Genomic DNA, 22668 nt, shown 5'->3' on the forward strand with positions numbered 1-22668 from the left:
CCGGACCGAAAGATTGCTGATGACTATCGACGTGCACGGACACGTGACCTCACCGGAGCTGTTCAAACGGTTCCCGATGCCGCCCAGCCTGGCCGACATCGACGGCATGATCGAGCAGAAGCTCGCGGTCGGCATCGACATGACGATCGTGGGCAGCCCGGTCGGCGCGGGAACCATGGTTCCGGTGCCCGGCCTGGACAACTACGCGCAGCCGGCCGACCAGCTCGACGCCTTCCACGAGTGGGTCGCCGAAACCGTGCGGTCGCATCGGGACAATCTGCGCGGTTACGTCTACGTCAACCCGTTCGCCGAGGACGGCTCGCTGGCCGGTGCCGCGAAGCTGCTCGGCCGGGAGGAATTCGTCGGGCTGATCGTGAACACCTCCGTCCGCGGCGAGTATCTCGGCTCGCCACGGGCGGAGGAGTTCTTCGCGATGGCCGAGGAGACCGGCAGCCCGGTGCTGCTGCACCCGCCGGCCGAACCGGTGGGCGCGGCGGCCATGAACGGGCACCTCGGCCTGGTCGAGCACGTGGCGAGGCCGTGCGACATCACCTGCGGGGTGGCCTCGATCCTGTTCGCGGGCTGGCTCGACAAGTTCCCCCGGTTGAAGCTGATCGCGGCCAACGCCGGTGGGGCGCTTTCCCTGCTGCGGGAGAAGCTGGACCTCGCGCAGCAGCGCGCGAGGGGCGGTCCCCCGCCCGGCGCCGGGGGTCCCCCTCGCGGCGGGCCTCCCGCGGGCGGGCCCCCTGCCGAGGCGGTGGCCCCGATGAGCGGGCAGCTATCCCGGATCTACGTGGACACCGCGACCCCCAGCAGGCTCGCGCTGAGCGCCGCGGCCACCGTGTTCGGCCCGGAGCGGCTGCTGTTCGGCACCGACTCCCCGCCGCTGACCGCGCCGCTGCACACCGGGCTGGACCTGGTGGAGGAACTGGCCGTGTCGGCGGAGCAGCGCGAGCTCATCCGGTCCGGCACCGCACGTGAACTGTTCGGATTGGAGACATCATGACGACTTTGGCCGGACGCAAGGTCCTGGTCGCCGGCGGTTACGGCGGCCTCGGCGCGGTCATCTCCGAGCAGCTGGTCGCCCAGGGCGCCGCGGTCGCGATCGCGGGCCGGTCCGCGGACAAGGCGGTGGCACTGGCCGACAAGCTGCGCACCGCGGACGCGCCGGTGATCGGCAAGGAGCTCGACATCACCTCGAGCGCGAACATCCGGCAGACCGTGGCCGAGGTGGCCGAGGAGCTCTCCGGGATCGACACGCTGATCAACTGCGCCAGCAAGCTGGAGACCATTCCGGCGGAGAAGTTCCCGGAGCAGGAGTTCCGCGACATCGTGGAAGCCAACCTGACCGGCGCTTTCCTGCTGTCGCAGGAGATCGGCAAGCGGATGATCGCCTCCGGCGAGCACGGCAGGCTGATCCACCTGTCCTCGGTGCGCGGCGCCGGCGGCGGACGGCGCGGGTTCAGCGCCTACGGCGCCAGCAAGGCCGGGCTCGACCTGCTGGTGAAGCAGCTAGCCACGGAATGGGGCAAGCACGACATCACGGTCAACGCGGTCGCACCCGGCTTCGTCCGGACCGAGTTCGTCGAGCAGGCCACCCAGGACGCCGGTTTCCTGCAGATGCTCAAACAGCGCATCCCGCTCGGCCGGTTCGCCGAGCCGGAGGAGGTGGCCAGCGCGGTGCTCTACCTGGTCTCCCCGCTCGCCCGCTTCATCACCGGGCAGGTCATCTACGTCGACGGCGGCGTGACCGCCAGCCAGTGAGCACGTTCCCGCAAGAAGTACCGCAAAACCCTTGAGGAGAAGAAAAATGTCGGTTTGGCACGGGCTGCAGTACCCCCTGAAGCCGGGTAGCGAGGAGACCGTCAAGGAGCTGTTCCGCAAGAGCGGGCGGCCCACCTTCGACGTCACGGACGACAACGGCGAAGTGGTCGGCAGGCTGCTGGGCACGATGGTCTTCGTCGGCAAGGAGATCGCCATCCGGATCATCGAGGTCGAGGGCCCGCTTCCGCTGGTGGCCGCGCACATGAGCCGTCAGCCCGAGGTCCGCGAGTTCGAGCGTGAGCTGGAGGAGCACCTCGCCGCCCCGCGCGACATGGTGACCCCGAACGGCGCCAGGCAGTTCTTCCAGCAGGCCGCGCTGGAGAACGTCATCTCGCGGCGGCACGACCAGCCGCTGAAGCCGGTCGGCTGACCCTTTCCCCGATTCGACTAGGAGCGTTTGGACAGTGGAAATCGGACTCGGGTTACCGAACACGGTGGCGGGCACCGAGGGCAGCGTCCTGCTGGACTGGGCGACCGAGGGGGAGCGGGCCGGTTTCTCCACGCTCGCCAGCCTCGACCGGCTCGTCTACGACAACTACGAATGCCTGACCACACTCGCCGCGGCCGCCGCGGTCACCGAGCGGGTCCGGCTGACCACCGCGATCATGATCGGGCCGGTGCGCGCGGACACCGCGGTGATGGCCAAGCAGGCGGCGACCGTGGACCGGCTCTCCGGTGGGCGGCTGGTCCTCGGCCTCGCCGTCGGCGCGCGGCCGGACGACTTCACCGCCAACGGCACCGAGCACGCCGGCCGCGGCAAGCGGATGAACGCCCAGCTGGACGAGATGCGCTCGATCTGGGCCGGCGAGCGGCGTGGTTTCGCCGGCGGCATCGGCCCGGCACCGTCCCGTGATGGCGGGCCGGAGCTGATCCTCGGCGGCCACTCCCCCGGTGCCATCGCCAGGGCCGCCAGGGTCGGCGACGGCTGGATCTCCGGCAGTGGCGGGCCCGGCATGTTCCGCAGCGGCGCCGCGGCCGTGCGGAAGGCATGGGAGGCCGCGGGCCGGACGGACAAGCCACGGCTGGTCGCGCTGTCGTACTTCGCACTGGGCGACTCGGCCGAGGAGCTCGCGGACAGCTACATCAACCACTACTACGGCTTCGCACCGCCGTACGCCCAGCTCGTGCTGAACAACACGGCCAAGGGCGACGAAGCCGTCCGCAACACCATCACCGCGTTCGAAGAGGCCGGCTGCGACGAGCTGATCCTGGCTCCCTGCTCCGCCGACCTCGAGCAGCTCAAGCTGCTCACCGCGCTAGTCACCCAGCGCTGATTCTCTCCCCCCTTGAAGGCCACCATCCCGGCACCCAGCCGCGATGGTGGCCTTTCCCTTTATGCAGCGAAGGCCACCTTGCCTGCGTTCAACGCAGCGAAGGTGGCCTTCGCTGCATGTCGTGAAGGCCACCTTGCCTACGTTGAAGGTAGGCAAGGTGGCCTTCACGGACTTACGAGGCGGGGCATGGCGGAAGGCCGGTGCGTGGGGGACGCACCGGCCTGAGGGGGAAGGGGGTCAGGGGTGGGAGAGGGCGGGGGCGCGGTCGCGGGTGGCGGGGCGGTTGCCCGCGCCGACCCGGCCCTTCGGCTTGTAGACCGAAAGGACCGTCGCGAGTACGAACAGCAGCAGCTGGACGCCGAGGCCGCCGAAGACGAGCCAGGCGGCCAGTGATCCATCCGCCACCTCGGTCACCCGCGGGCCGACGACGAGCACCGGCACCGCCAGGTTGACCAGGGTGAGCAGCAGCTTCTTGAGCACCCAGGTGTGCTTGAACAGGCCCCACGGAGAGGTCAGCGCGGACAGCACGCCGACCACCACGCCCACCGTCAGCAGCGGGATGCCGACGGAGTACACGACCTGTTCGGCGAACCGCAGCGCGGCGTCCTGGCCGGCCGGGTCCGTCTGGGACACCGCGCCGGCCAGGACGAGCAGCTCCGCGAGCACCGCGCCGACCCCGGAAACCGAGGTCAGCACGTGCAGCACGACCAGCAGCTTGCGCTTGGAGGTCATGCCGGTCCGACGACCGTCACGGTCGCCCCGTGCACCGAGGCGTCCGCGACATGCGAAACCAGGTAGTCCGCCAGGTCCGAAGTGCTCACCGGACGCTCGTCGCGGAGCTCACCGTCCGGGATGACCCGGTAGGCCCCGCTCGCGCCCGAGTCCCGCAGCTTCGCCGACCGGACGATGGTCCAGTCGATGTCGTCCGCGAAGTCGGTCAGCTCGGACTCCGTGCGCTCAACGTCGTTGTACGGGTTGCGCTGCTGCTTGTGCACGAAGTACCGCAGCCACAGCTTGCGCAGCAGCGGAGCCTTCGGGCTGATCGCGACCGCCGCGGGCGAGACGGTCAGCAACCGCTTCACCCCGTTCGCCCGCATGCCTTTGAGGATGGCCGAGATCGAGGTCGACCGGACCACCGTCGAGGTGGTGCCGGGCTGCCCGACCGCGAAGACCACCGCGTCCGCGCCGGCGACGGCGCTCTCCGCCACCTCCGGCTCGGTCGCGTCCCCGGTCACCTGGGTGAGGCTGCCGTGCGAGACGGGCGACTTCGGCGGCCGGCGGGCCACCGAGGTCACCTGGTGACCGTCGGCCAGCGCGCGCCGCACCACCTCACTGCCGATCCGGCCGGTACCACCGAATACCACGATGTGCATCGGATTTCGCCCTCCCTCAGGCAATACCGGCGACGAACGCCGCCACGTAGGCGCCCACCGCGACGATCGCGCCGTAGGTACGGACCTGGTGCGCGATGTGCCAGTTGAACCGCTTCTGGACCCAGTCCTTGGCGTGCCGCTCCGGGCTCCAGTGCTCGATCTGGCGCCAGATCGGCCGGTTGAACACCTCCGACACGATGCCGACCACCACCATGGCGATCGAGCCGACGATGAACAGCGCGGACGCCGCGCCCGAGGTCGCGAGGAACGCCGCCCACACCCCGATGCCGGCCGAGATGATCCCGTTCCACACCGCGATCGGGTGGAACACGTGCATGTCGATCAGCTGGCACGCGTTGACGTACCGGTCGTAGGTCATGTTGTTGAGCATCGGCAGAATGGACAGTTTCATGATCCAGAGGGTGCCCAGCTGGACGCCTGCCGAGGCGAGCACCCAGACCGTCAGAATTCCCAGTGTCAGGTCCACGTCATTTCTCCTGAACAGCGTCGACCAGCCCCGCCAGGGACAACGCGTCGCCCCTGGCGGTCTGCATGCGAATGGTGAACCGGAGCGATTTCGGGCTTTCCATGCATTCGCGAAGGGGACGGACCAGTGTCCGATGGTCCGGACTCCGCTCCCACTGCTCGAAGTGCTCGATCGAGTCCCATTCGCTGGTGATCAGCCACTGCTCCGGGTCCGCGGCTGACTGGCAGACCTGGTCGAGGATGTGACCGGGCACGCCGCCTGCCACCTCGTACCGGATCTTGTCGTACGCACGCAGGAAGTCTTCGGTGCGTGCGGCGGGCACGGTGAACATGAAGATCACCCGGGCCCTGGTTTCTTCGTTTTGTTCGGACATCTCACTCTCCCTTCAGGAAGTCGGGGCCGCGGTGACCGGCGTGCCCTGGTCATACCGCCTCAGCAGCACAGAACTGTGGTAGCCGTCGAAGCCGTGCGCACCGATCAGCGCGACGTCCACGTCGGCCTGCCTGGTCTCCGGTACGAAGTCCAGCTCGCAGCCGGCAGCGGGCCGCTTCGGCCCCGCGGTGGCGGGAACCTGCCGCTTGTCCATGGCCAGCAGCGCGGTCACCACGTCCAGTGCCGCACCGCCCTGGTACATCCGGCCGGTCAGCGACTTGTGGGTGGTGACCGGCACTCCGCCGGCACCGAACACGTCGTCGATGGCACCGGCCTCGGTGGCGTCGTTCTCCGGCACGCCGAGCGCGTCCGGCAGCAACATGTCCACATCGGACGGACTGACCTCGGCCCTGTCCAGCGCCAGCCGCATGGAGCGCGCGTACTGCCGCCGCGACCCGCCCGAGCCGGGCGCGGTGTGCGCACCGTCGTGGGTGGAACCCCAGCCGGTGATCTCACCGTAGATCTTCGCGCCCCTGTCCAGTGCGTGCTCCAGCTCCTCGATGAGCAGGACCGCCCCGCCCTCGCCGGGCACGTACCCGGAGGCACCGACGTCGAACGGCTGGTAGGCCGTCTCCGGGTCCTCGCTCGTGCTGAGCCTGCCGCTGCGCAGCTGGCAGGAGAGCGCGTAGGGGGAAAGCGGCGCCTCCAGGCCACCGGCCAGCACGACCGACACCCCGCGGTTGATGGTGCGCGCCGCGTGCGCCAGGCTGTCCAGCCCGCCGGCGCTTTCCGAGACCAGCACGTTGCTCGGGCCCTTGGCCTGGTGCCGGATGGAGAGCTGGCCCACCGTCGCCGCGTAGAACCACGCGATCGACTGGTACGCCCCGACCGTGCGGTCCGGACGGCTCCACAGCCGTTGCAGTTCCTTCTGCCCGAACTGGTTCCCGCCCGAGGAGCTGGCCATGATCACGGACAGCTCGTAGGGGTCCATTTCGGACAGATCGAGGCCGGCGTCGTCGATGGCCTGCTGCGCGGCGTCGAAGCCCATCCAGGTCCAGCGGTCGGTCTGCACCAGCAGCCTGCCGTCGACCTTGCCGGCCACGTCGAACCCGGCCACCTCGCCCGCGATCCGCGTCGCGTAGCTGGACGCGTCGAACAGGCTGATCGGGCCGATCTTGCTGTCCCCGGCCGTGATGGTGTCCCAGTGCGCCTGCGGGTTCATCCCGCTCGGCGAGACGACCCCGATACCGGTGATCACCGCGCGACGACTCATGATGCCAACTCTCGGAGCTTCGTGAAGATCATCGCCGACTGGAAGCCGCCGAACCCGCTGCCGACCGACAACGCGGTGTCAACGGGGACCTCCCTGGCGATGTTCGGGGTGTAGTCCAGATCGCATTCCGGGTCGCGGTTGGCCCAGTTCGCGGTCGGCGGTACGACACCGTCGTCGATCGCCAGTGCGCAAGCGGCCATCTCGATCGCCCCGATCGCACCCAGCGAGTGCCCGACCATCGACTTGATCGAGCTGATCGGCACCCCGTAGGCGGCCGCGCCAAGTGAGCGCTTGAAGGCCGCCGTCTCGTGCCGGTCGTTCTGCCGGGTACCCGAGCCGTGCGCACAGATGTACGACACGTTCTCCGGATTCAGTTTCGCCTGTGCCATCGCGTCATCGATGGCCAGCGACATCTCCGCACCGTCCGGGCGCAGCCCGGTCATGTGGAAACCGTTGCTCCGCGCGGCATAACCGCCCACCTCGCAGTAGATGGTGGCCCCGCGACGGCGCGCGTGCTCCAGCTCTTCCAGGATCAGCACCGCGCCGCCCTCACCGAGCACGAACCCGGTGCGGTCCCGGTCGAACGGCCGCGAAGCGTGCTCCGCGTTGTCGTTGTCCGGAGTGGTCGCCTTGATCGCGTCGAAGGACGCCGCGGTCACCGGGGACAGCGGGGAGTCCGACGCGCCGGCGATCACCACGTCCGCCTCGCCGTCCTGCACCAGCTGGTGCGCGTAGCCGATGGCGTCGATGCCCGACGTGCACCCGGTGGAGACCACCTGCACCGGCCCGTGCGTCCCGTACTTCACCGCGACATCCGCCGCGAGGCTGCTCGGAATCAGTGCCTGGTAAAGGAAACGCGAGGCGTAGTCGTCGTCGACCAGCCAGTTCTTGCCGGTGTCGCTGAGCACCACGTACTCGTTCTCCAGCGCGGTGGTGCCACCGACCGCAGAACCGAGCACGACACCGGTGCGGTCCTGCAGCTCCTCGTCGAACTCCAGACCGCTGTCGGCCACCGCTTCCGCGGCCGCGGCCAGCGCGAACTGCACGTACCGGTCGGAGCGCCGGATCTCCTTGGCGGAGAGCCCGGCGGCGAGCGGGTCGAAATCACACTCCGCCGCGACGCGCGACCGGAAGGTCGACGCGTCGAACAGGGTGATCGGCCTGGTCGCGGTGCGCCCTTCGGTAAGGCAGGACCAGAAGGCCTTCCTGGTCACCCCACCGGGGGCCACCACGCCGACCCCGGTCACCACGACCCGGCGGTTGCTGAGCTCCTTCATGCCTGCCTCGCGAACTCTGCGGCCTCCTCGGCCGTTTCGGTGTCGACGTGCCCCAGCTCCGGCCGGGGTGCGAGCGGGCCGAGGTGGAACACCGCCTTCACCGTCTCGGTGCCCGCGTTGCGCAGGCGGTGCCGGACGTTGATCGGCACCAGCACACCCGACTCGGGTGCGACGGTGGCGGGCTCGCCGTCGAGATCGACGGTCAGCGTGCCGGACATCACGTAGATGAACTCTTCGCTGTACGGGTGGTAGTGCTCGGCGATGCACTCGCCCGGCTCCAGCACCGCGACGCCCATGAATCCCGACTCACTGCCCACCGTGGCGGGCCCGAGCAGCACACGGATCTCGGCACCGCGCCGGCGGTTGGGCGGGATGTCGTCACGGGCGATCGTCTTGTGGGTGGTGGTCATCTTTCGATTCTCCTGTTGTGAAGGGGCGCCGATTACCTCGGCGGCGACCTGCGATGACTGCTTTTCCCGCCCGATGCGGGTCAGCGACTGGCTGCGGAGGTGCGCGCGGCGGCCTCCACCCTCTCCTTGATGACGTTCATCTGGATCGGGGTGTTCGTGTTGATGCGGTTGGTCATTCCGTCGTCGTCCAACGGCGCGGCCGGCTTCATGTGGAAGTCCTGCTTCCAGGTCATCCGGACCTTGCCGTCTTCCTCGGTGTACTTCCAGTAGATGTGCATGTACTCGAACGGGCCGGTCTCCACCCGCTTCGCGTGCACCTCGCGCTTTTCCACGTCGAAGGTGCGCTGGCTGACCCAGCTCCACACCTTGCCGTTCTCGTCGGGGTGCAGTGCCAGCCGGAACTTCACCGTGTTGCCCTCGCGCTCGATGACCTTCGCCTCGGCGTACTCGGTGAACAGGTTGGTCCAGTTGTCGACGTCGTTGGTCATGTCCCAGACGAGCTGGAACGGGGCGTCGATCAGAATGCTCGCTTCGGTGTGTCCCGCCATCTCAGTTAGCCTCCTCGATCTCGGACCGCATGAACGCGGAGATCTCCAGCACGCTCATCGTCAGCGCCTCGTCCGGGATCTGGACCCCGTGCCGTGCCTTGACGATCGCCTGCAGTTCCATCGTCGCCAGCGAGTCGAGCCCGAGGTCGGCCAGCGAGTGGTGCTCGGTGCCGTCGAAGGACGACGCCACCAGGCCCGCGCTGCTGATCAGGATCTCCCGCAGCTCCGCGTCGAAGTTGTCGGTGATTTCGTTCTGTGTCGTCATTTCAGCCTTCTTCCTGTGTTACTGCCTGCACCCGTTCCACCAGACCCGTGCTGTGCGTCGCCTTCCGGAACTCCGGATCGACGAGAACGCGCTGCAAGAAGGGAATCGTGGTCTTGACGCCCGGACCGTCCACTTCGAACTCGCCGAGCGCACGGTCCATCCGGTTGAGCGCCTGCTCGCGGTCCGGCGCCCAGACGATGACCTTGGCCACCATCGAGTCGTAGTGCGGACTGAGCACGTAGCCGGAGTACGCGTGCGTGTCCACCCTGGTGAACGGCCCGCCCGGCGGGTCGAACCGTTCGAGCACCCCGGCCGTCGGCACGAAGTCGCGATCGGGGTCCTCGACGTTGACCCGGCACTCCACCGCCACCCCGCGCAGCTGGATGTCGCGCTGCACCAGGGTCAGCGGATGGCCCGCGGCCACCAGGATCTGCTCGCGCACCAGGTCCACCCCGGTGATCGCCTCGGTGACCGGGTGCTCCACCTGGATCCTGGTGTTGATCTCCATGAAGAAGTAGTTCTCGTACTCGTCCACCAGGAACTCGAAGGTGCACACGCCGGTGTAGCCGACCTCCAGCGCCGCGCGGACCGCCGCCTCCGCCATCGCGTCCGTGGTGCTGGCAGCGAGTGCGGGCGCCGGCCCCTCCTCGAGCAGCTTCTGGTGCCGGCGCTGCACCGAGCAGTCCCTGGTGCCGAGGTGCACCCCGTTGCCGTGGCCGTCGCAGAGCACCTGCACTTCGACGTGCCGGGCGCGCTCGAGGTAGCGCTCCAGGTACACCCGTTCGTCGCCGAACAGCGACGCGGCGACGTTCTTCGCCTGCAGGAAGGTCTCCTCCAGGGTGGACGAGTCCTGCACCACCGCCATGCCCTTGCCGCCGCCGCCCGCGGAGGCCTTGATGATCACCGGGTAGCCGACCCGCTCGGCCGTCTCCAGCGCGTGCGCCGTGTCCGGCGACGGCTCGACGCTGCCGGGCAGCAGCGGCAGCCCGGCCTCGTTCATGATCCGGCGGGCACTGGCCTTGTCCCCGAGCGCGGCCATCTGGGCCGGCCGCGGGCCGATGAAGATCAGCCCGGAGTCGTCGCAGACCTCCACGAAGTCTGCGTCCTCGGAGAGGAAGCCGTAACCGGGATGGATCGCGTCGGCGCCGGTCTGCAGCGCCGCCTCGATGATCGCGGGCGTGTTCTGGTAGCTGCGCCGTCCCGGTGCCGGGCCGACGTGCACCACCTCGTCGAAGTGGCGCAGCACCCGGGGATCGCGGTCCACAGTGGAGTACACGCCGACCGAGGCGATACCGAGCTCCCGGCACGTTCTGGCCACCCTGACGGCAATCTCACCGCGGTTGGCGATCAGCACTTTACTGAACATGTCACCGACCTACTCGTGTCCGTTTACCGTGTCGGCAGTTACGGAGGTCCCGAGCCGCAACAAAGGCTGGCCGAACTCGACCGACTGCCCGTCCTCGACGAGCACTTCGAGCACCACACCGGCGGCGTCCGAAACGATCGGGTTGAACAGCTTCATCGCCTCGACGATCGCCACCGTCTGGCCCTGCTCGACCGTGTCCCCGAGCTCGACGTACGGCGGCTTGTCCGGGCTCGCCGCCCGGTACACGGTGCCCACCATCGGCGAGCTGACCACCACCGACTCCACCTGCTCTTCCTCGAGCTCGGCGGGGACCTGGTGGCCGTTCTCGTGCGCGCCGTTGGGATGCGAGCCGTTGACGTGCACCCCGTTGGTCAGCACGTGCGGCAACACCCCCTGCACCACTTCGGCCGGTCGCTGCCATTCGACTTCGATGGTCGCGTCGCCCGAGCTGACACTCAGCCGATGCAAGGACCCCGGCAGGTCGCCGGCCAGCCGCTGGGTGTGCGCGCGGAGCACCGCCAGCGCGTCGCCGTCGACCTGATCCTGTCGCTCTGTCATCTACTCCACCGGTTCCTTCCGCACCTCGCTGATCAGAACTCCGGCACCGCCGAAGGCACGGAACCTGGCGCGCCGATCCCGGATCAGGTCGCGATCCGCGGCCTGGTCCAGTTCGGTGAGCGTCCTGGCCACGGCGGCGCCAAGTGCGGCCGCCATCACCGGCGCGTCGGTCGGGTCGCTGTCGGGGGGTTCCGGCAGCACGCCGTCCACCACCCCGAGCTCCAGCAACCGGCGAGCGGTGATGCCGAGCGCCCGTGCAGCGGCCGGCGCCGATGTCGCCTCACCCCAGAGAATCGCCGAGCAGCCCTCGGGGGTGATCACCGAGTAGATGGCCCGCTCGAACATCAGTACCCGGTTCGCCACGGCCAGCGCGAGCGCGCCGCCGCTGCCGCCCTCACCGGTGACCACGGTGACCACCGGGGTGCGCAGCTCGAACATGCCGAGGATGTTCTCCGCGATCGCGATGGACTGGCCGTGCTCCTCGGCGTCCTTGCCGGGGAACGCGCCCGGAGTGTCCACAATGGTGACGATCGGGATGCCGAGCCGGTCGGCCAGCCGCATCACCCGCAGCGCCTTGCGGTAGCCCTCCGGCTGGGGCATGCCGAAGTTCCGGCTGATCAGCTCCGCGGTCTGGTGCCCCTTCTGGTGCCCGATCACCGCCACCGGACGGCCGCGCAGCCTGGCGAAGCCGGCCACGATGGACGGGCAGTCCGCGGCGAGCCGGTCCCCGTGCAGCTCGACGAAACCGTCGAAGGCGAGCTCCAGGTACTCCAGCGTGGTCGGCCTGCTGGTCTGCCGCGCCGCGCCCACCGACTCCCAGGCGTCCACTGTGGGCAGATGCTCCGGGTCGCGGACGATCTCGTTCTTCCGGTCGGCGTCCCGCACCAGCTCCAGCTCCGGCCGCATCGGCAGCGGGCCGGTGGCCGGCCGGGTGGCGGCCAGCAGCGACGCCAGCCAGCCGCGCAGGTCCTGGCGGTGCTGCACGGTGTCCACCTGCCCGTGCGCGAGCAGGAAGTCCGCGGTCTGGAAGTCCTTTGGCAGCCGCTCCCGGATGGTCTGCTCGATCACCCTGGGGCCGGCGAAGCCCATCCGGGCGCCCTTCTCGATCACCAGCACGTCGCAGTTGGTGGCATAGGACGCCGCCACCCCGCCATAGGTGGGATCGGTGATCAGGCTGATGCTCAGCAGGCCGGCGTCGCGCAGGGAGGCCAGCGCCTGGCTGATCTTGGCCATCTGCATCAGGGCGAGCACGCCCTCCTGCATCCGCGCACCGCCGGAGGCGCTCACGATCAGCAGTGGAATCCCCCTGTCCACCGCGTCCTCCGCGGTGCGGGTGATCAGCTCGCCGACCGCGGCGCCGAGACTTCCGCCCATGAAACGGAAATCCATCACGGCCAGTGCCAGCGGCATGCCGCCGATCCGGCCGGTGCCGCAGACCACCGCGTCGTCCAGCTCGGTGGCCGCCCTGGCGTTGGCCAGCCGGTCCGGGTAGGGCTGGGAGTCGGTGAACCCGAGCACGTCGGTGGCCAGCACGTGGGTGCTCAGCTGCTCGAAGCTGTCCGTGTCGGTGAGCTGCTCGATCCGCTCGGCGGCGGTCAGCCGGTGGTGGTAGCCGCATTCCGGGCAGACCCCGAGCGCTCGGGCCAGTTTCTTGCCGTAGTTCAGCTCCCCGCAGCCGGGGCAGCGCCGCCAGCTCTGCTTCGCGGGGGCCTGTTCTTGTACGCTGGTCACCTAGTACCTCCGTTGCCGATGTGCCCGGAAGTCCAGTCGTGGCACGACTTCGCCTGGGCGTCCTCAGGCGACTTCCAGGTCACCAGATGGGGCGGGTTGTGCGGACGTGTTCGCTGGATCACAACGACGATCCCGTTTGCTACGATTGGCTTTCCGTTCATTGCGACGTTCCCTGCGCGTCCTGACACGATTTCCTAGCTACGAGTCCACCGTCTGCGAGTCCCACCGTCTTGAGCCAGCCGTCCTGGGACATGCGGGAACCTTGGCCAGGCCCCGAAGGTGTGCGGCACCGATTCGCCGCTGACTAACCTCTCCGTCGCCGCATTCCGCACTACTTCAACACAATTCGGACATGAGGGTTAGGCACTATCCAGTCGACGGGGGCCGCCCGGAGGGTGGCTCGTGGCGGCTGGATGCAGGTGACACGCGGGCGGCGGGCGCGCCGACCGATGTGCCTAACACTCATTCGCATTAGACACATGACAAATAAAAAGCCGGCCGCAGGACGAGTTGTCCTGCGGCCGGCTTTCGGTGCGGGGGAACCGCCCGGGGGAGGCGGAAAGGCGAAGCTGTTTCAGTGCCCCAGTCCGGCCCTCCTGGCCAAGACGGCGGCTTCGGTGCGGTCGACCACCTGGAGCTTGGCGAAGATGCGCGAGTGGTAGTTCCGCACGGTCTTGATGGACAGGCCGAGCGTCCTGGCGATGGTGGCGTTGCCCTGCCCGTCCGCGACCAGCTCCAGCACGGCCCGCTCGCGGTCGGTGAGCTCCGGGAACGGCTTCCCGGCCACCGGTGGCTTGATCAGGTACTCGACCACCCACTGCGCGACCTGGGAGTCGAAGAACAGGCCGCCCGAGCTCACCGTGGCGATGGCCCGGCTGACGTCCTCCGAGCCCCCGCCCTTCATCAGATAGCCCCTGGCGCCCGCGCGCATCGCCGCGAAGAACGAGTCACGATCGTCCAGCATCGTGACCATGATCACCGCGGTGTCCGCGCATCGCCCGACCACCGTCTTGGTGACGTCGATCCCGGACATCCCGGGAAGGTTCACATCCATCAGCACCAGCTGGGGCCGCAGCTGGTATGTCATGGTGAGTGCCTCGTTGCCGGTCCGCGCCTCGCCGACCACCTTCAGCGTTTCGATCTCTTCCAGCAGTGTCCGCAACCCCGACCGGTAGACCGGATGATCGTCCGCGATCAGGATCTCGATCCGGTCTGTGTCCGTACTCCTCATACCTGCCCCCAGATTTTCCACACGGTTAACCAACTCTTCGCCGAAACGGCTTCCTCCGCCGAGCACCACTGCACGGCCCATGCCACGCCAGAGCCCGGCCCGGCGAACGCGGACCGGTGAAAGTCCGCGAGCGCCGAACCGGGCGTGGTGGTCAAACGCGGTCGGCCCCGACCAGAGGCAGGGCCGCCAGCACGACGACGCCGGTGGGGATCGCCGGCTGGATGGTGCACCAGCCGCCGCGCTCGGCGGCGCGATCCACCATGTTGCCCAGCCCCGAGCCGCCGGCCGTCTCGTCCGCCCGCGCGCCGATCCCGTCGGAGGGCGCACCGATCCCATCGTCCTCCACCTGCACGTGGAGCTCGTTCTCGCTGGTCCAGAGTGCGACCAGGCAGTGCTCGGCGTGGGAGTGCCGGAGCACGTTGGTGAGCGCTTCGTTGACGATCCAGAACGCCGCCCAGCCGACCTCGCCCTCGATCGACTCGACCCCTTCGGCGATGTCCACCGAGATCTCCAGCCGGTCGCGGACGACCTGCCGCATCCGGCCGGTCATGCCCCGCAGCGCCTCCGCGAAATTGGCACAGCTGCCGGGACCAACACCACCGATGCCGCCGGCGGTCTCCGGCCTGCGGTGCCGCTGCACGGACATCCGGCGCACCGCCGAGACCAGGTGCGTGGTGGTGGAGTGCAGCTCGGTGAGCATCTGCCTTGCCCGGTCGGCGTCCGAGTGCATCAGCCGCTGGGTGACCTCCAGCTGCATGGTCACCCCGGCCAGCGAAGAACCGACCTGATCGTGCAGATCCCGCTGGACTCGTGACAGTTCCACCCGGTGTGTACAGTTCTCATCCGAGCAGCTTTCCCGCGCCGCGGTGGCCGGGGACTCCTTGGCGGGCGAGCTCAGCACGGCGGGCGCCGCCAGCACCAGCGGGGTGTCGGGCCGCCTCGGCGGCACGATCCGGGGAGCGTGCTCCCGCTGGTCGGGCTCCACCTTGCCGTCGGGGCCGTGGAAGACCAGCCAGCCGGCCAGACCGGCGCCGAAACGGGCGAAAGAAGAGAAAGTAAAGTCGGCGAGCGTGCGAATGAGTCCCTTTCTGTCAAGTCGGGCCGTCGGCTCCGGTTTTTCCACCGGATCTGAACTATCTTGAATTAACCCCATGAATGTCCCAAATCGCGCAGATTGGGCCCAGGATCGATAGGCCGCGTGTATAACCACCCAGAACGCGACCCAGTACCTGTTACCCCCAGCATTGGTCAAGACACGTGAAAGGTATCATCGGCGTAGATGCTCTGCAATGGTGGCGTGCTCACCACCACTTCATTTACACGGTTGGCGTAGCAACTTGATGGATTGCAGGTCGAGCCGGACATTCCGTGCATACCGCACATGATTTTCGCTAACTACGTTTCGTGGTTTGGCGTCCACCCGCCGTTGCCCGAGACGTTCACCGAAGTGCGAGACTTCCTCATGACCGGGCTGGGATTAGCGCCCAACCGAGCCGGGATCTTCCCCAGCGGGGGCAAAGTCCGCCGTCCTGGGAGCGCCGGGATACGTCACCGCCGGTGAGCATCATCCGGCAACCCCCTGAGCAGCGTAGATACCGTGAAATCGGACAAAAAATCGGACACTGGGCCTTGATCGAATGAGCCCGGGAAGGCCGTCCCAGTACCCATTCGGAGCAAGCGGGCGTTGCTTGCGGGCTCGCGCCGGCCGTGGATACCTTGAGTCGCGGGTTACGGTCCGAAGCGCAGACACAAATCATATTCGAACGCGATTCGCATCCTTTGGTCCTCGAATATGTCAAGTCACGCGAATCAGTCGTCCAGCGCCGAGGAGTTACCGCACCGAGATGGGGGCGACTCGGGCACAGCTAGATCAACTCAGTCCAGCCGGATATAAGGACGCACATAATGACACAAAATTCTGGCAGTGTCGCATTAGGGCGGGACCGCCTGATCGCGATCTACCGCACGATGCGGACGATCCGCGAGTTCGAAGAGCGCGTACACGTCGAGTTCGCCGGCAAGGAGCTCCCCGGTGCGGTGCACCTCTATGCGGGACAGGAGGCGGTCGCCACCGGCGTCTGCGCCGAACTCGGCGACGACGACTTCATCGCGAGCACCCACCGCGGGCACGGGCACGCAGTCGCCAAGGGCTGCGACGTCACCGGCATGATGCTCGAGCTCTACGGCAAGGAAGGCGGCCTCTGCGGCGGCAAGGGCGGCTCCATGCACATCGCCGACTTCGAACGCGGCATGCTGGGCGCCAACGGTGTCGCGGCCGGCGGGGTCCCGCTGGCCGCCGGCGCCGCGCTGTCCGCGAAGCACCGGGGCACCAAGCAGGTGGCGGTGGCCTTCGTCGGTGACGGCGGCGCGAACCAGGGTGTGTTCGCCGAAAGCCTGACGCTGGCCTCGGTGTGGCAGCTCCCGGTGATCTTCGTGGTCGAGGACAACGGCTACGCACAGGCCACCGGTACCCGGTACCACCTCGGCGGCAACCCGCTGGCCCCGCGCGGTGAAGCGGTCGGCATCCCGTCGGTCACCGTGGACGGCTACGACGTGTTCGCGGTGCAGGCCGCCACCGCCGAAGCCGTGGCCAGGGCGCGCAGCGGCGGCGGCCCCACCCTGCTGGAGTGCAAGGCGGATCGCTTCTACGGGCACATGGAGGGCTGGGACCAGCAGGCCTACCGGCTGCCCAGCGAGATCGAGGACCTGCGGGCGACCCGCGACTGCATCCAGCTGTTCACCGACCGCGTGCTGGCCGAAAAGGCGCTGACCGCCGGCGATCTCGCCGAGGTGGACGGCTCGGTCAAGGTGAGCATCGACGCCGCGGTGGAAGAAGCCCGCAATGCCAAGGAACCCGACATCGGCGAACTGCTGACCGACGTCTACGTCAGCTACTGACCACAACCAACTGAGGAGGACGTCGTGGCGCGAGTTCTGTCGTACCTGGAAGCCATCGGCGAAGCACTGGCCCAAGAAATGCGCCGCGATCCCAACGTGGTGGCCTTCGGCGAGGACAACATCGGCGGCATGGGGACCGACGGCAAGCTCGGTAACGCCTGGGGCCCCACCAAGGGGCTGCACGAGGAGTTCCCGGACCAGATTTTCGACACCCCGATCACCGAAGCCGCTTTCGTCGGCGCCGCGGTGGGTGCCGCCGCAACGGGCCTGCGCCCTGTGGCGGACCTGCTGTTCGTCGACTTCGCCGGGGTGGCTTTCGACCAGATCATGAACCAGGCCGCGAAACTGCGGTACATGGTCGGTGGCAAGGCAAGCGTGCCGCTGGTGCTGCGGGCCATGTGGGGCGCCGGGATGCGCCGCGGCGCACAGCATTCACAGGCGCTGTACCCGATCTTCGCGCACATCCCCGGGCTGAAGGTCGCGGTGCCGTCCACCCCGGCCGACGCCAAGGGCATGATGATCGCGGCGATCCGGGACAACGACCCGGTGGTGTTCTTCGAGCACAAACTGCTGTACTTCAGCCGCGGTGTGGTGCCCGAGGAGCCCTACGAGATTCCGCTCGGCAAGGCCAGGATCGCGCGTGCGGGCTCCGACTGCACGATCGTCGCCATCGGCCGGATGGTCTCCGAGGCGGAGAAGGCGGCCGAGCAGCTGGCCGGCGAGGGTGTCGACTGCGAGATCATCGATCCCCGCACGGTGTCCCCGCTGGACGAGGAGACCGTCTACACCAGCGTCCGCAAGACCGGGCACTTCGTGGTCGTCGACGAGGCGAACCCGCGTTGCTCGGTGGCCGGGGACATCGCGTCGCTGGTGGCGGAGAACGCTTTCGACGCCCTGCGCGGCCCGGTGCGGATGGTGACCTCACCGCACGTGCCGACCCCGTTCAGCCCCTCGCTGGAGGACGCCTACGCACCGTCGGCCGAGCAGATCTCGGACGCGGTGCGCAGCATCGTCCGCCGCACGGTTCCGGCCTGATCATCCACAACGGACAGATTCGAACAGGAGACATGATGAGCGACATCAACGCGCACCCGCACGTCCAGCTGATGGAGAAGGTGTACGCCGCCTTCGGCACCGGTGACGTGGACACGGCCGGCACGTACTGGAAGCCGGACGCGGTGCACCACTACCCCGGCCGCAACCCGCTTTCCGGTACGCACAAGGGCCTCGAAGCCTCGATCGCGTTCGCGAACAAGATCTTCGAGCTGACCGAGGGCAAGTTGTTCATGGAGGCGTGGGAGATCGGCGCCAGCGAGAACCACGCCTTCGCCCTGCTGCGCACGCGCTACGAGCGCAAGGGCAAGGTGCTGGAGATGCCGTTCATCAACGTGGCCAGGATCGAGGACGGCCTGATCGCCGAGTTCTGGACCTACCCCGAAGACGTGCACGCCACTGATGATTTCTGGAACTCCTGATCCAGCGGACCGATAGACTAGGAGTCAGCACAGCATGAGTACTGTCTGCATAATCGGCGGGAGCGTGCTCGGGTTCGGTACCGCGATCGCGCTGGCCGACCGGGGACATCAGGTGGAGATCCTGGAGCGGTCCACGGACCAGCTTCCCTCCACTGTGGACGAAGCGGCGGAGGCGAAGCGACCGACCGTCCCGCAAGGCGTGCACTCGCACGCCTTCGGGTCGCTGGGCTGCAACCTGCTGCGGGACCGGGCACCGGACGTCTACCAGGAGCTTCTGCACTCCGGCTGCACCGAGGTGAACCTGGCCGACTACACCCCGCCCACGCTGCCGGAGTTCACCCGCAAACCAGAGGACGACGACCTGCGGATGGTGATCTCCCGCCGGTCCACCTTCGAGCTCGCCCTGCGCAAGCGCGCGCTGACCAGGCCGAACATCAAGCTGTCCACCGGCAAGACGGTGCGCGGCCTGGTGGCGGACGGCCAGCGGGTCACCGGGGTCCGCCTCGCCGACGGTGAGACGAAGACGGCCGATCTGGTGATCGACACCACCGGGCGCAAGTCCGCGGCCGAGTCCTGGCTCGCCGCGGCCGGGCTGCCGGTGCCGAACCTGATCAGCGAGAGCTGCAAGATCACCTACTACACCCGGTTCTACAAGCTGACCGCGGCGAACCCGCCGGGACCGCTGAACCGCGGCTTCGGCTCCGGTGGCCTCTGGGACCACTACACCGCGGTGCTGTTCCTCGGCGACAACAAGACGTTCTCCATCTCGTTCGGCATCCTGCCGGAGGACACCGCGTTGAAGTCGCTGCGCACCGAAGAGGCGTTCACCGCCGCGGTTCAGGCCACCCCGCTGCTCGCGGGCTGGGTCGCGCCGGGCAACTCCGAGCCGATCTCGCCGGTGTACGCGATGGGCAGCCTGGACAACTCGCTGAAGCTGCCTTCGCCGGAACAGCCGCCGGTGGAGGGTTTCTACGGCATCGGCGACTCGGTGTGCACCACCAACCCGTCCTACGGGCGTGGTGTCTCGCTCGGGCTCAAGCACGCCTACCTGCTCGCCGACCTGCTCGAGGAGCACCCCGAGGTCGGCCCCAAGCAGGCGTCGGAGTTCGCCGAGCGGACCGAGAAGCTGCTGCGCCCGTGGTGGGAGGAAGCGGTGATGAACGACCGCGGCCGGGCCGCCCTCTGGGAGGCCACGGTGAACGGCGAGCAGCCGCAGCGCCCGCCCGCCGGCATCGTGAACTTCGGCATGGCCGTCGCCGCCTCCACCAAGGACCAGGAGATCTGGCGCCGGGTGGCGAACGTGATGATGATGCTGAAGACGCCCGATACCCTGTACGCGGACGACGAAATCAAGCAGCGCGTCGGCAAGGCACTCGCCGGTGGGCCGCCGCCGCAGCTGCCGGGGGCGTGCCGGTCCGATCTGGTCGAGGTCGTGGCCAAGGCGTCCGGGGCCGAGGAAGTCAGCGCTCACTGAGCAGGGACGGCCGGTTTCGCACCGGCCAGAGGAGGGGTCGATGCGGCTCGCGGTGTTCGGTGCGACCGGTGGCACGGGCAGGGAACTGACCCGGCAGGCGCTGGACCGCAACCACGAGGTGGTGGTACTGGCGAGGAACCCGGACGCCGTCGAGCAGCGCCATCCGGGGCTCCGGGTCGAGCAGGGAGACGTGCTCGACCCGGAGACCGTGGACAAGGTGGTAGACGGTGCCGACGCGGTGCTTTCCGCGCTCGGCATCGGCTACCGCCGGCACGCGACCACCGTTTACTCGGTGGGCATGGCCAACATCCTCGGCTCGATGGACCGTTCCGGGGTCCGCCGGCTGCTGGTGGTGTCGACCAGTTCGGTGCAGGTACCGCCGAAATCGCATCTCGGCGAGTGGATCGTCGGGCGGCTCATCCTGCACCAGGTGCTGCGCAAGCCCTACGCGGACATGATGGAGATGGAACGCCGGATCAGGGCGGCCGACTGCGACTGGTCGCTGGTCCGCGCCGCCCGCCTCACCAAGGGCCCCTTGACCGGCAACTACCGCACCGCCGTCGACACCAAGCTCCGCGGCTGCTGGTCGATTTCGCGCGCCGACGTCGCGCACTACATGCTCGACCAGCTCACCGCCCCGGAAACCCACCGCGCCACCATCGAACTCGCCTACTGACCCCACCGCAGAACTCACCCGGCCCGAACGCAGAACTCGCCTCGCCCGAACGTGGGACTCGCAGTGCGCGAACGTGGGACTCGCGGGCGCGCGGCGAGTCGAACGTTCGGGGTCGGCGAGTCCCACGTTGGGGGTCGGCGAGTTGAACGTTCGGGGTCGGCGAGTCCCACGTTGGGGGTCGGCGAGTCCCACGTTGGGGGTCGGCGAGTTGGCCGTTCGGGGACGGTTAGGTGAGGGTGCGGAGGGCGCGGGCGGCGGAGGTGGGGCCGCCGGCGGCGGTGAAGGACGAGCGGATGCGGCGGGCGTTGGCGGCGTAGGGCGGGGACGAAGTCACTTCGAGGATGGCGGCGCGGATGTCGTCCGGGGTGGCGCGGTCGAAGCGAAGGCGGACGCCGGCACCGGCGTCGACCACCTGCTGGGCCAGCACCGGTTGGTCGTCCCGGATCGGCGCGACCACCAGCGGCACCCCGTGCCCGAGGGTTTCGCAGACCGTGTTGTGCCCGCCGTGGCAGAGCACCACCGCGGCCCGGCGGATCAGCGCGAGCTGCGGAATCCGGCGCACCACCACCGTTCCCGGCGTCTGCAGGTCGCCGAGCACCCCGGCCGGGTCGGCGATCACGCCCTGGAACCGCCCGGACAGCGAACTCAGCGCTTCGGCGGCCGCGGCCAGGAACCGGCGTCCCGCCTCCTCGTTCGCGGTGCCCAAGGTGACCAGCACCAGCGGCCGTTCCCTTACCTGGTCCCACGGGAAGTCCACCGATTCCGCCCGGTCCGCGTACGCGGGCCCGACGTAGCGCACCGGCACCGGCAGCGCCGGCCGTCCCGCCAGCGCCTCGGTGGTGAACGCCAGCAGCAGCTCCGGCGAGAACCGCAGATCGGCGTCGGTGTGCACGCCGTGGCGCGCCCGCAGCCCGGCCTGCAACCCGGCCACCCAGGCGGCGACCTTGGGCAGCGCGGCCAGCGGATCGGACAGTTCCGAGGACGTGCTCGCCGAAGTCGCCCACGGCAGCCCTTCCCTGCTCGCCACCAGCGCGCCCGCCATCGCCTGCTGATCCGCCACCAAGACGTCCGGGGCGAAATCCCGGACCGCGGCCGCCACCGGCTCGGTCATCGCGTCGGCGAGCGGGACGAGGTACTGCTCCCAGAGGAACTTGAGCGCGGCGAACCCGCGCAGCGAACCCGGCCGGCGGTCCAGCGAGAACTCCGCCGAATCCCCGGCCGGATACACCCGCGCGCCGCCGGTCAGCTTGCCCAGCGCGGGTTCCGGCCCGGCCCAGGCCACCTCGTCCCCGCCGGCCGCCAGCTCAGCCGCCACCCCGCGCAGCGGGTTGACGTGCCCGGTCAGCGGCGGCGCGACGAACAGGAACCTACGACCCGGCATGCCGCGCGACCCACTCCAGCAGCAGTTCCCGCACCTGGCGGTGCTGCTCCACCAGCACCGAGTGCCCCTGCCCGTCGAACACGTGCCGCTCGCCCTTCGGCAGCAGCGACGTCAGCGCGTCCAGGTCATCGGCCTGGTAGCCATCCCGGCCGAGCAGCGACAGCACCGGGCAGTCGATCGAACGCACCTGGTCCAGCGTCATCAACGGCCCGAGCGGCACCTCCTCGGCCATCGTGGTGGAGGTGATCCGCCTGGCCGCCAGCCTGGCCAGCCGCCGGTGGTGCGCGCTGTAGGCGGCTTCGATCCACTCGTAGCTCTCCTCCTTCTGCAGGAAGGACACGGCGTGGTCCAGGATCTCGGTCATCTTCCTGGCCCACTCCTCGGTCGGCGGCTCCGACTCGATGCACACGATGCTGCGAACCCGCTCCGGGTACAGCCACGCGTAGCTGTAGGCGAGGGTGCCGCCGAAGCTGTTGCCGACCAGGTGCACCCGGCGCCCCGGCGCGACCTGCCGGAGCAGATCGTCCAGGTCGGCCACGAAGTCCTTGATCGTGTACCCGCTCGGCGGGTTCTCCGTCTTCCCGTGCCCGCGCAGGTCGTAGCTGACCACGTCGATCCCGGCCGCGGACACCGGCGGGGCCAGCGTGAGGTAGAAGCTGGCCAGGCTGTCGGTGCCCATGCCGTGAATGAACACCACGGTCTCGCCCGTCGGCCGCTGCGCCGGCAGCAGGTGGACGTTCGTCTGCAGGTTGTTGACCAGCATGGTGGGCACGGT

The 22668-nt window shown here is 68.8% G+C and carries 25 protein-coding genes; 9 read left to right on the forward strand and 16 right to left on the reverse strand.

The window, feature by feature from the left end; translation table 11 throughout:
- Positions 1–19 precede the first annotated feature (19 nt).
- Genes AMYNI_RS0106255 through AMYNI_RS0106270 form a run of 4 tightly spaced genes read left to right on the forward strand, consistent with a single transcriptional unit; the run spans position 20 to position 3098 of the window.
- On the forward strand, positions 20–1006 hold the full coding sequence (locus tag AMYNI_RS0106255; protein ID WP_020667130.1) for an amidohydrolase family protein: 987 nt from the start codon (positions 20–22) through the stop codon (positions 1004–1006).
- The gene (locus AMYNI_RS0106260; protein ID WP_020667131.1) at positions 1003–1764 is read left to right on the forward strand and encodes an SDR family NAD(P)-dependent oxidoreductase; all 762 of its coding nucleotides are present in this window, start codon (positions 1003–1005) and stop codon (positions 1762–1764) included. Before AMYNI_RS0106255 ends, AMYNI_RS0106260 begins: the two co-directional genes overlap by 4 nt.
- Before the next feature lie 46 nt (positions 1765–1810).
- Positions 1811–2194, forward strand: coding sequence for a SchA/CurD-like domain-containing protein (locus AMYNI_RS0106265; RefSeq protein ID WP_020667132.1), 384 nt, complete (start codon positions 1811–1813; stop codon positions 2192–2194).
- Between the two features lie 34 nt (positions 2195–2228).
- On the forward strand, positions 2229–3098 hold the full coding sequence (locus tag AMYNI_RS0106270; RefSeq protein ID WP_020667133.1) for an LLM class flavin-dependent oxidoreductase: 870 nt from the start codon (positions 2229–2231) through the stop codon (positions 3096–3098).
- Positions 3099–3335: 237 nt separating this feature from the next.
- Here the strand turns inward: AMYNI_RS0106270 and AMYNI_RS47050 are convergent, their stop codons facing one another.
- The 14 genes from AMYNI_RS47050 to AMYNI_RS0106340 form a co-directional block, all read right to left on the reverse strand.
- The gene (locus AMYNI_RS47050; protein ID WP_020667134.1) at positions 3336–3830 is read right to left on the reverse strand and encodes a hypothetical protein; all 495 of its coding nucleotides are present in this window, start codon (positions 3828–3830) and stop codon (positions 3336–3338) included.
- Positions 3827–4471, reverse strand: coding sequence for an NAD(P)-dependent oxidoreductase (locus AMYNI_RS0106280; protein ID WP_020667135.1), 645 nt, complete (start codon positions 4469–4471; stop codon positions 3827–3829). Before AMYNI_RS0106280 ends, AMYNI_RS47050 begins: the two co-directional genes overlap by 4 nt.
- Before the next feature lie 16 nt (positions 4472–4487).
- Entirely contained in the window at positions 4488–4958 is a 471-nt protein-coding gene (locus tag AMYNI_RS0106285; protein ID WP_020667136.1) for a hypothetical protein, read from the reverse strand.
- 1 nt (position 4959) lies between these two features.
- Positions 4960–5331, reverse strand: coding sequence for an antibiotic biosynthesis monooxygenase family protein (locus AMYNI_RS0106290; protein ID WP_020667137.1), 372 nt, complete (start codon positions 5329–5331; stop codon positions 4960–4962).
- Between the two features lie 12 nt (positions 5332–5343).
- Entirely contained in the window at positions 5344–6603 is a 1260-nt protein-coding gene (locus tag AMYNI_RS43750; RefSeq protein ID WP_040405555.1) for a beta-ketoacyl synthase N-terminal-like domain-containing protein, read from the reverse strand.
- Positions 6600–7880 (reverse strand): beta-ketoacyl-[acyl-carrier-protein] synthase family protein, encoded by a 1281-nt coding sequence (locus AMYNI_RS0106300; RefSeq protein ID WP_020667139.1) that lies wholly within the window; start codon positions 7878–7880, stop codon positions 6600–6602. The genes AMYNI_RS43750 and AMYNI_RS0106300 overlap by 4 nt, the downstream gene beginning before the upstream one ends.
- Positions 7877–8290 carry a cupin domain-containing protein gene (locus AMYNI_RS0106305; protein WP_020667140.1) on the reverse strand — a complete coding sequence of 138 codons (414 nt, stop codon included), beginning with the start codon at positions 8288–8290 and terminating at the stop codon, positions 7877–7879. The genes AMYNI_RS0106300 and AMYNI_RS0106305 overlap by 4 nt, the downstream gene beginning before the upstream one ends.
- An 80-nt stretch (positions 8291–8370) precedes the next feature.
- Entirely contained in the window at positions 8371–8838 is a 468-nt protein-coding gene (locus tag AMYNI_RS0106310) for an SRPBCC family protein (RefSeq protein ID WP_020667141.1), read from the reverse strand.
- A 1-nt stretch (position 8839) separates the two neighbouring features.
- Positions 8840–9103: an acyl carrier protein gene (locus AMYNI_RS0106315; RefSeq protein WP_020667142.1), complete on the reverse strand. Its 264-nt coding sequence runs from the start codon at positions 9101–9103 to the stop codon at positions 8840–8842.
- A gap of 1 nt (position 9104) precedes the next feature.
- Complete coding sequence (locus AMYNI_RS0106320; RefSeq protein ID WP_020667143.1) at positions 9105–10469, reverse strand: acetyl-CoA carboxylase biotin carboxylase subunit; 1365 nt, start codon at positions 10467–10469, stop codon at positions 9105–9107.
- Positions 10470–10478: 9 nt separating this feature from the next.
- Positions 10479–11027: an acetyl-CoA carboxylase biotin carboxyl carrier protein gene (accB, locus tag AMYNI_RS43755; protein ID WP_020667144.1), complete on the reverse strand. Its 549-nt coding sequence runs from the start codon at positions 11025–11027 to the stop codon at positions 10479–10481.
- Entirely contained in the window at positions 11028–12758 is a 1731-nt protein-coding gene (locus tag AMYNI_RS50475; RefSeq protein ID WP_020667145.1) for an acetyl-CoA carboxylase carboxyl transferase subunit, read from the reverse strand.
- Positions 12759–13332: 574 nt separating this feature from the next.
- On the reverse strand, positions 13333–13989 hold the full coding sequence (locus tag AMYNI_RS0106335) for a response regulator (protein ID WP_020667146.1): 657 nt from the start codon (positions 13987–13989) through the stop codon (positions 13333–13335).
- A 151-nt stretch (positions 13990–14140) separates the two neighbouring features.
- Positions 14141–15112 (reverse strand): sensor histidine kinase, encoded by a 972-nt coding sequence (locus tag AMYNI_RS0106340; RefSeq protein WP_020667147.1) that lies wholly within the window; start codon positions 15110–15112, stop codon positions 14141–14143.
- A gap of 782 nt (positions 15113–15894) precedes the next feature.
- Between AMYNI_RS0106340 and AMYNI_RS0106345 the strand changes: the two genes are divergently transcribed.
- The 5 genes from AMYNI_RS0106345 to AMYNI_RS0106365 are packed head-to-tail and all read left to right on the forward strand — an operon-like array spanning position 15895 to position 20512.
- Complete coding sequence (locus AMYNI_RS0106345) at positions 15895–16887, forward strand: thiamine pyrophosphate-dependent dehydrogenase E1 component subunit alpha (RefSeq protein WP_026360110.1); 993 nt, start codon at positions 15895–15897, stop codon at positions 16885–16887.
- A 24-nt stretch (positions 16888–16911) separates the two neighbouring features.
- Positions 16912–17922: an alpha-ketoacid dehydrogenase subunit beta gene (locus AMYNI_RS0106350; RefSeq protein WP_020667149.1), complete on the forward strand. Its 1011-nt coding sequence runs from the start codon at positions 16912–16914 to the stop codon at positions 17920–17922.
- A 35-nt stretch (positions 17923–17957) separates the two neighbouring features.
- Entirely contained in the window at positions 17958–18362 is a 405-nt protein-coding gene (locus AMYNI_RS0106355; protein ID WP_020667150.1) for a nuclear transport factor 2 family protein, read from the forward strand.
- A gap of 34 nt (positions 18363–18396) precedes the next feature.
- Positions 18397–19836, forward strand: a complete 1440-nt coding sequence (locus tag AMYNI_RS43760; protein WP_040405559.1) for an FAD-dependent oxidoreductase — start codon at positions 18397–18399, stop codon at positions 19834–19836.
- 40 nt (positions 19837–19876) lie between these two features.
- On the forward strand, positions 19877–20512 hold the full coding sequence (locus AMYNI_RS0106365) for an NAD(P)-dependent oxidoreductase (protein ID WP_020667152.1): 636 nt from the start codon (positions 19877–19879) through the stop codon (positions 20510–20512).
- 226 nt (positions 20513–20738) lie between these two features.
- On the opposite strand, the gene AMYNI_RS0106370 is transcribed toward AMYNI_RS0106365, so the two are convergent.
- Together AMYNI_RS0106370 and AMYNI_RS0106375 are read right to left on the reverse strand one after the other, a co-directional pair.
- Positions 20739–21893: a glycosyltransferase gene (locus AMYNI_RS0106370; RefSeq protein WP_020667153.1), complete on the reverse strand. Its 1155-nt coding sequence runs from the start codon at positions 21891–21893 to the stop codon at positions 20739–20741.
- Positions 21880–22665, reverse strand: coding sequence for an alpha/beta fold hydrolase (locus tag AMYNI_RS0106375; RefSeq protein ID WP_026360111.1), 786 nt, complete (start codon positions 22663–22665; stop codon positions 21880–21882). The genes AMYNI_RS0106370 and AMYNI_RS0106375 overlap by 14 nt, the downstream gene beginning before the upstream one ends.
- Positions 22666–22668 lie beyond the last annotated feature (3 nt).

It is taken from the genome of Amycolatopsis nigrescens CSC17Ta-90 (assembly GCF_000384315.1).
In the GTDB taxonomy this organism is placed as follows: Bacteria; Actinomycetota; Actinomycetes; order Mycobacteriales; family Pseudonocardiaceae; genus Amycolatopsis; species Amycolatopsis nigrescens.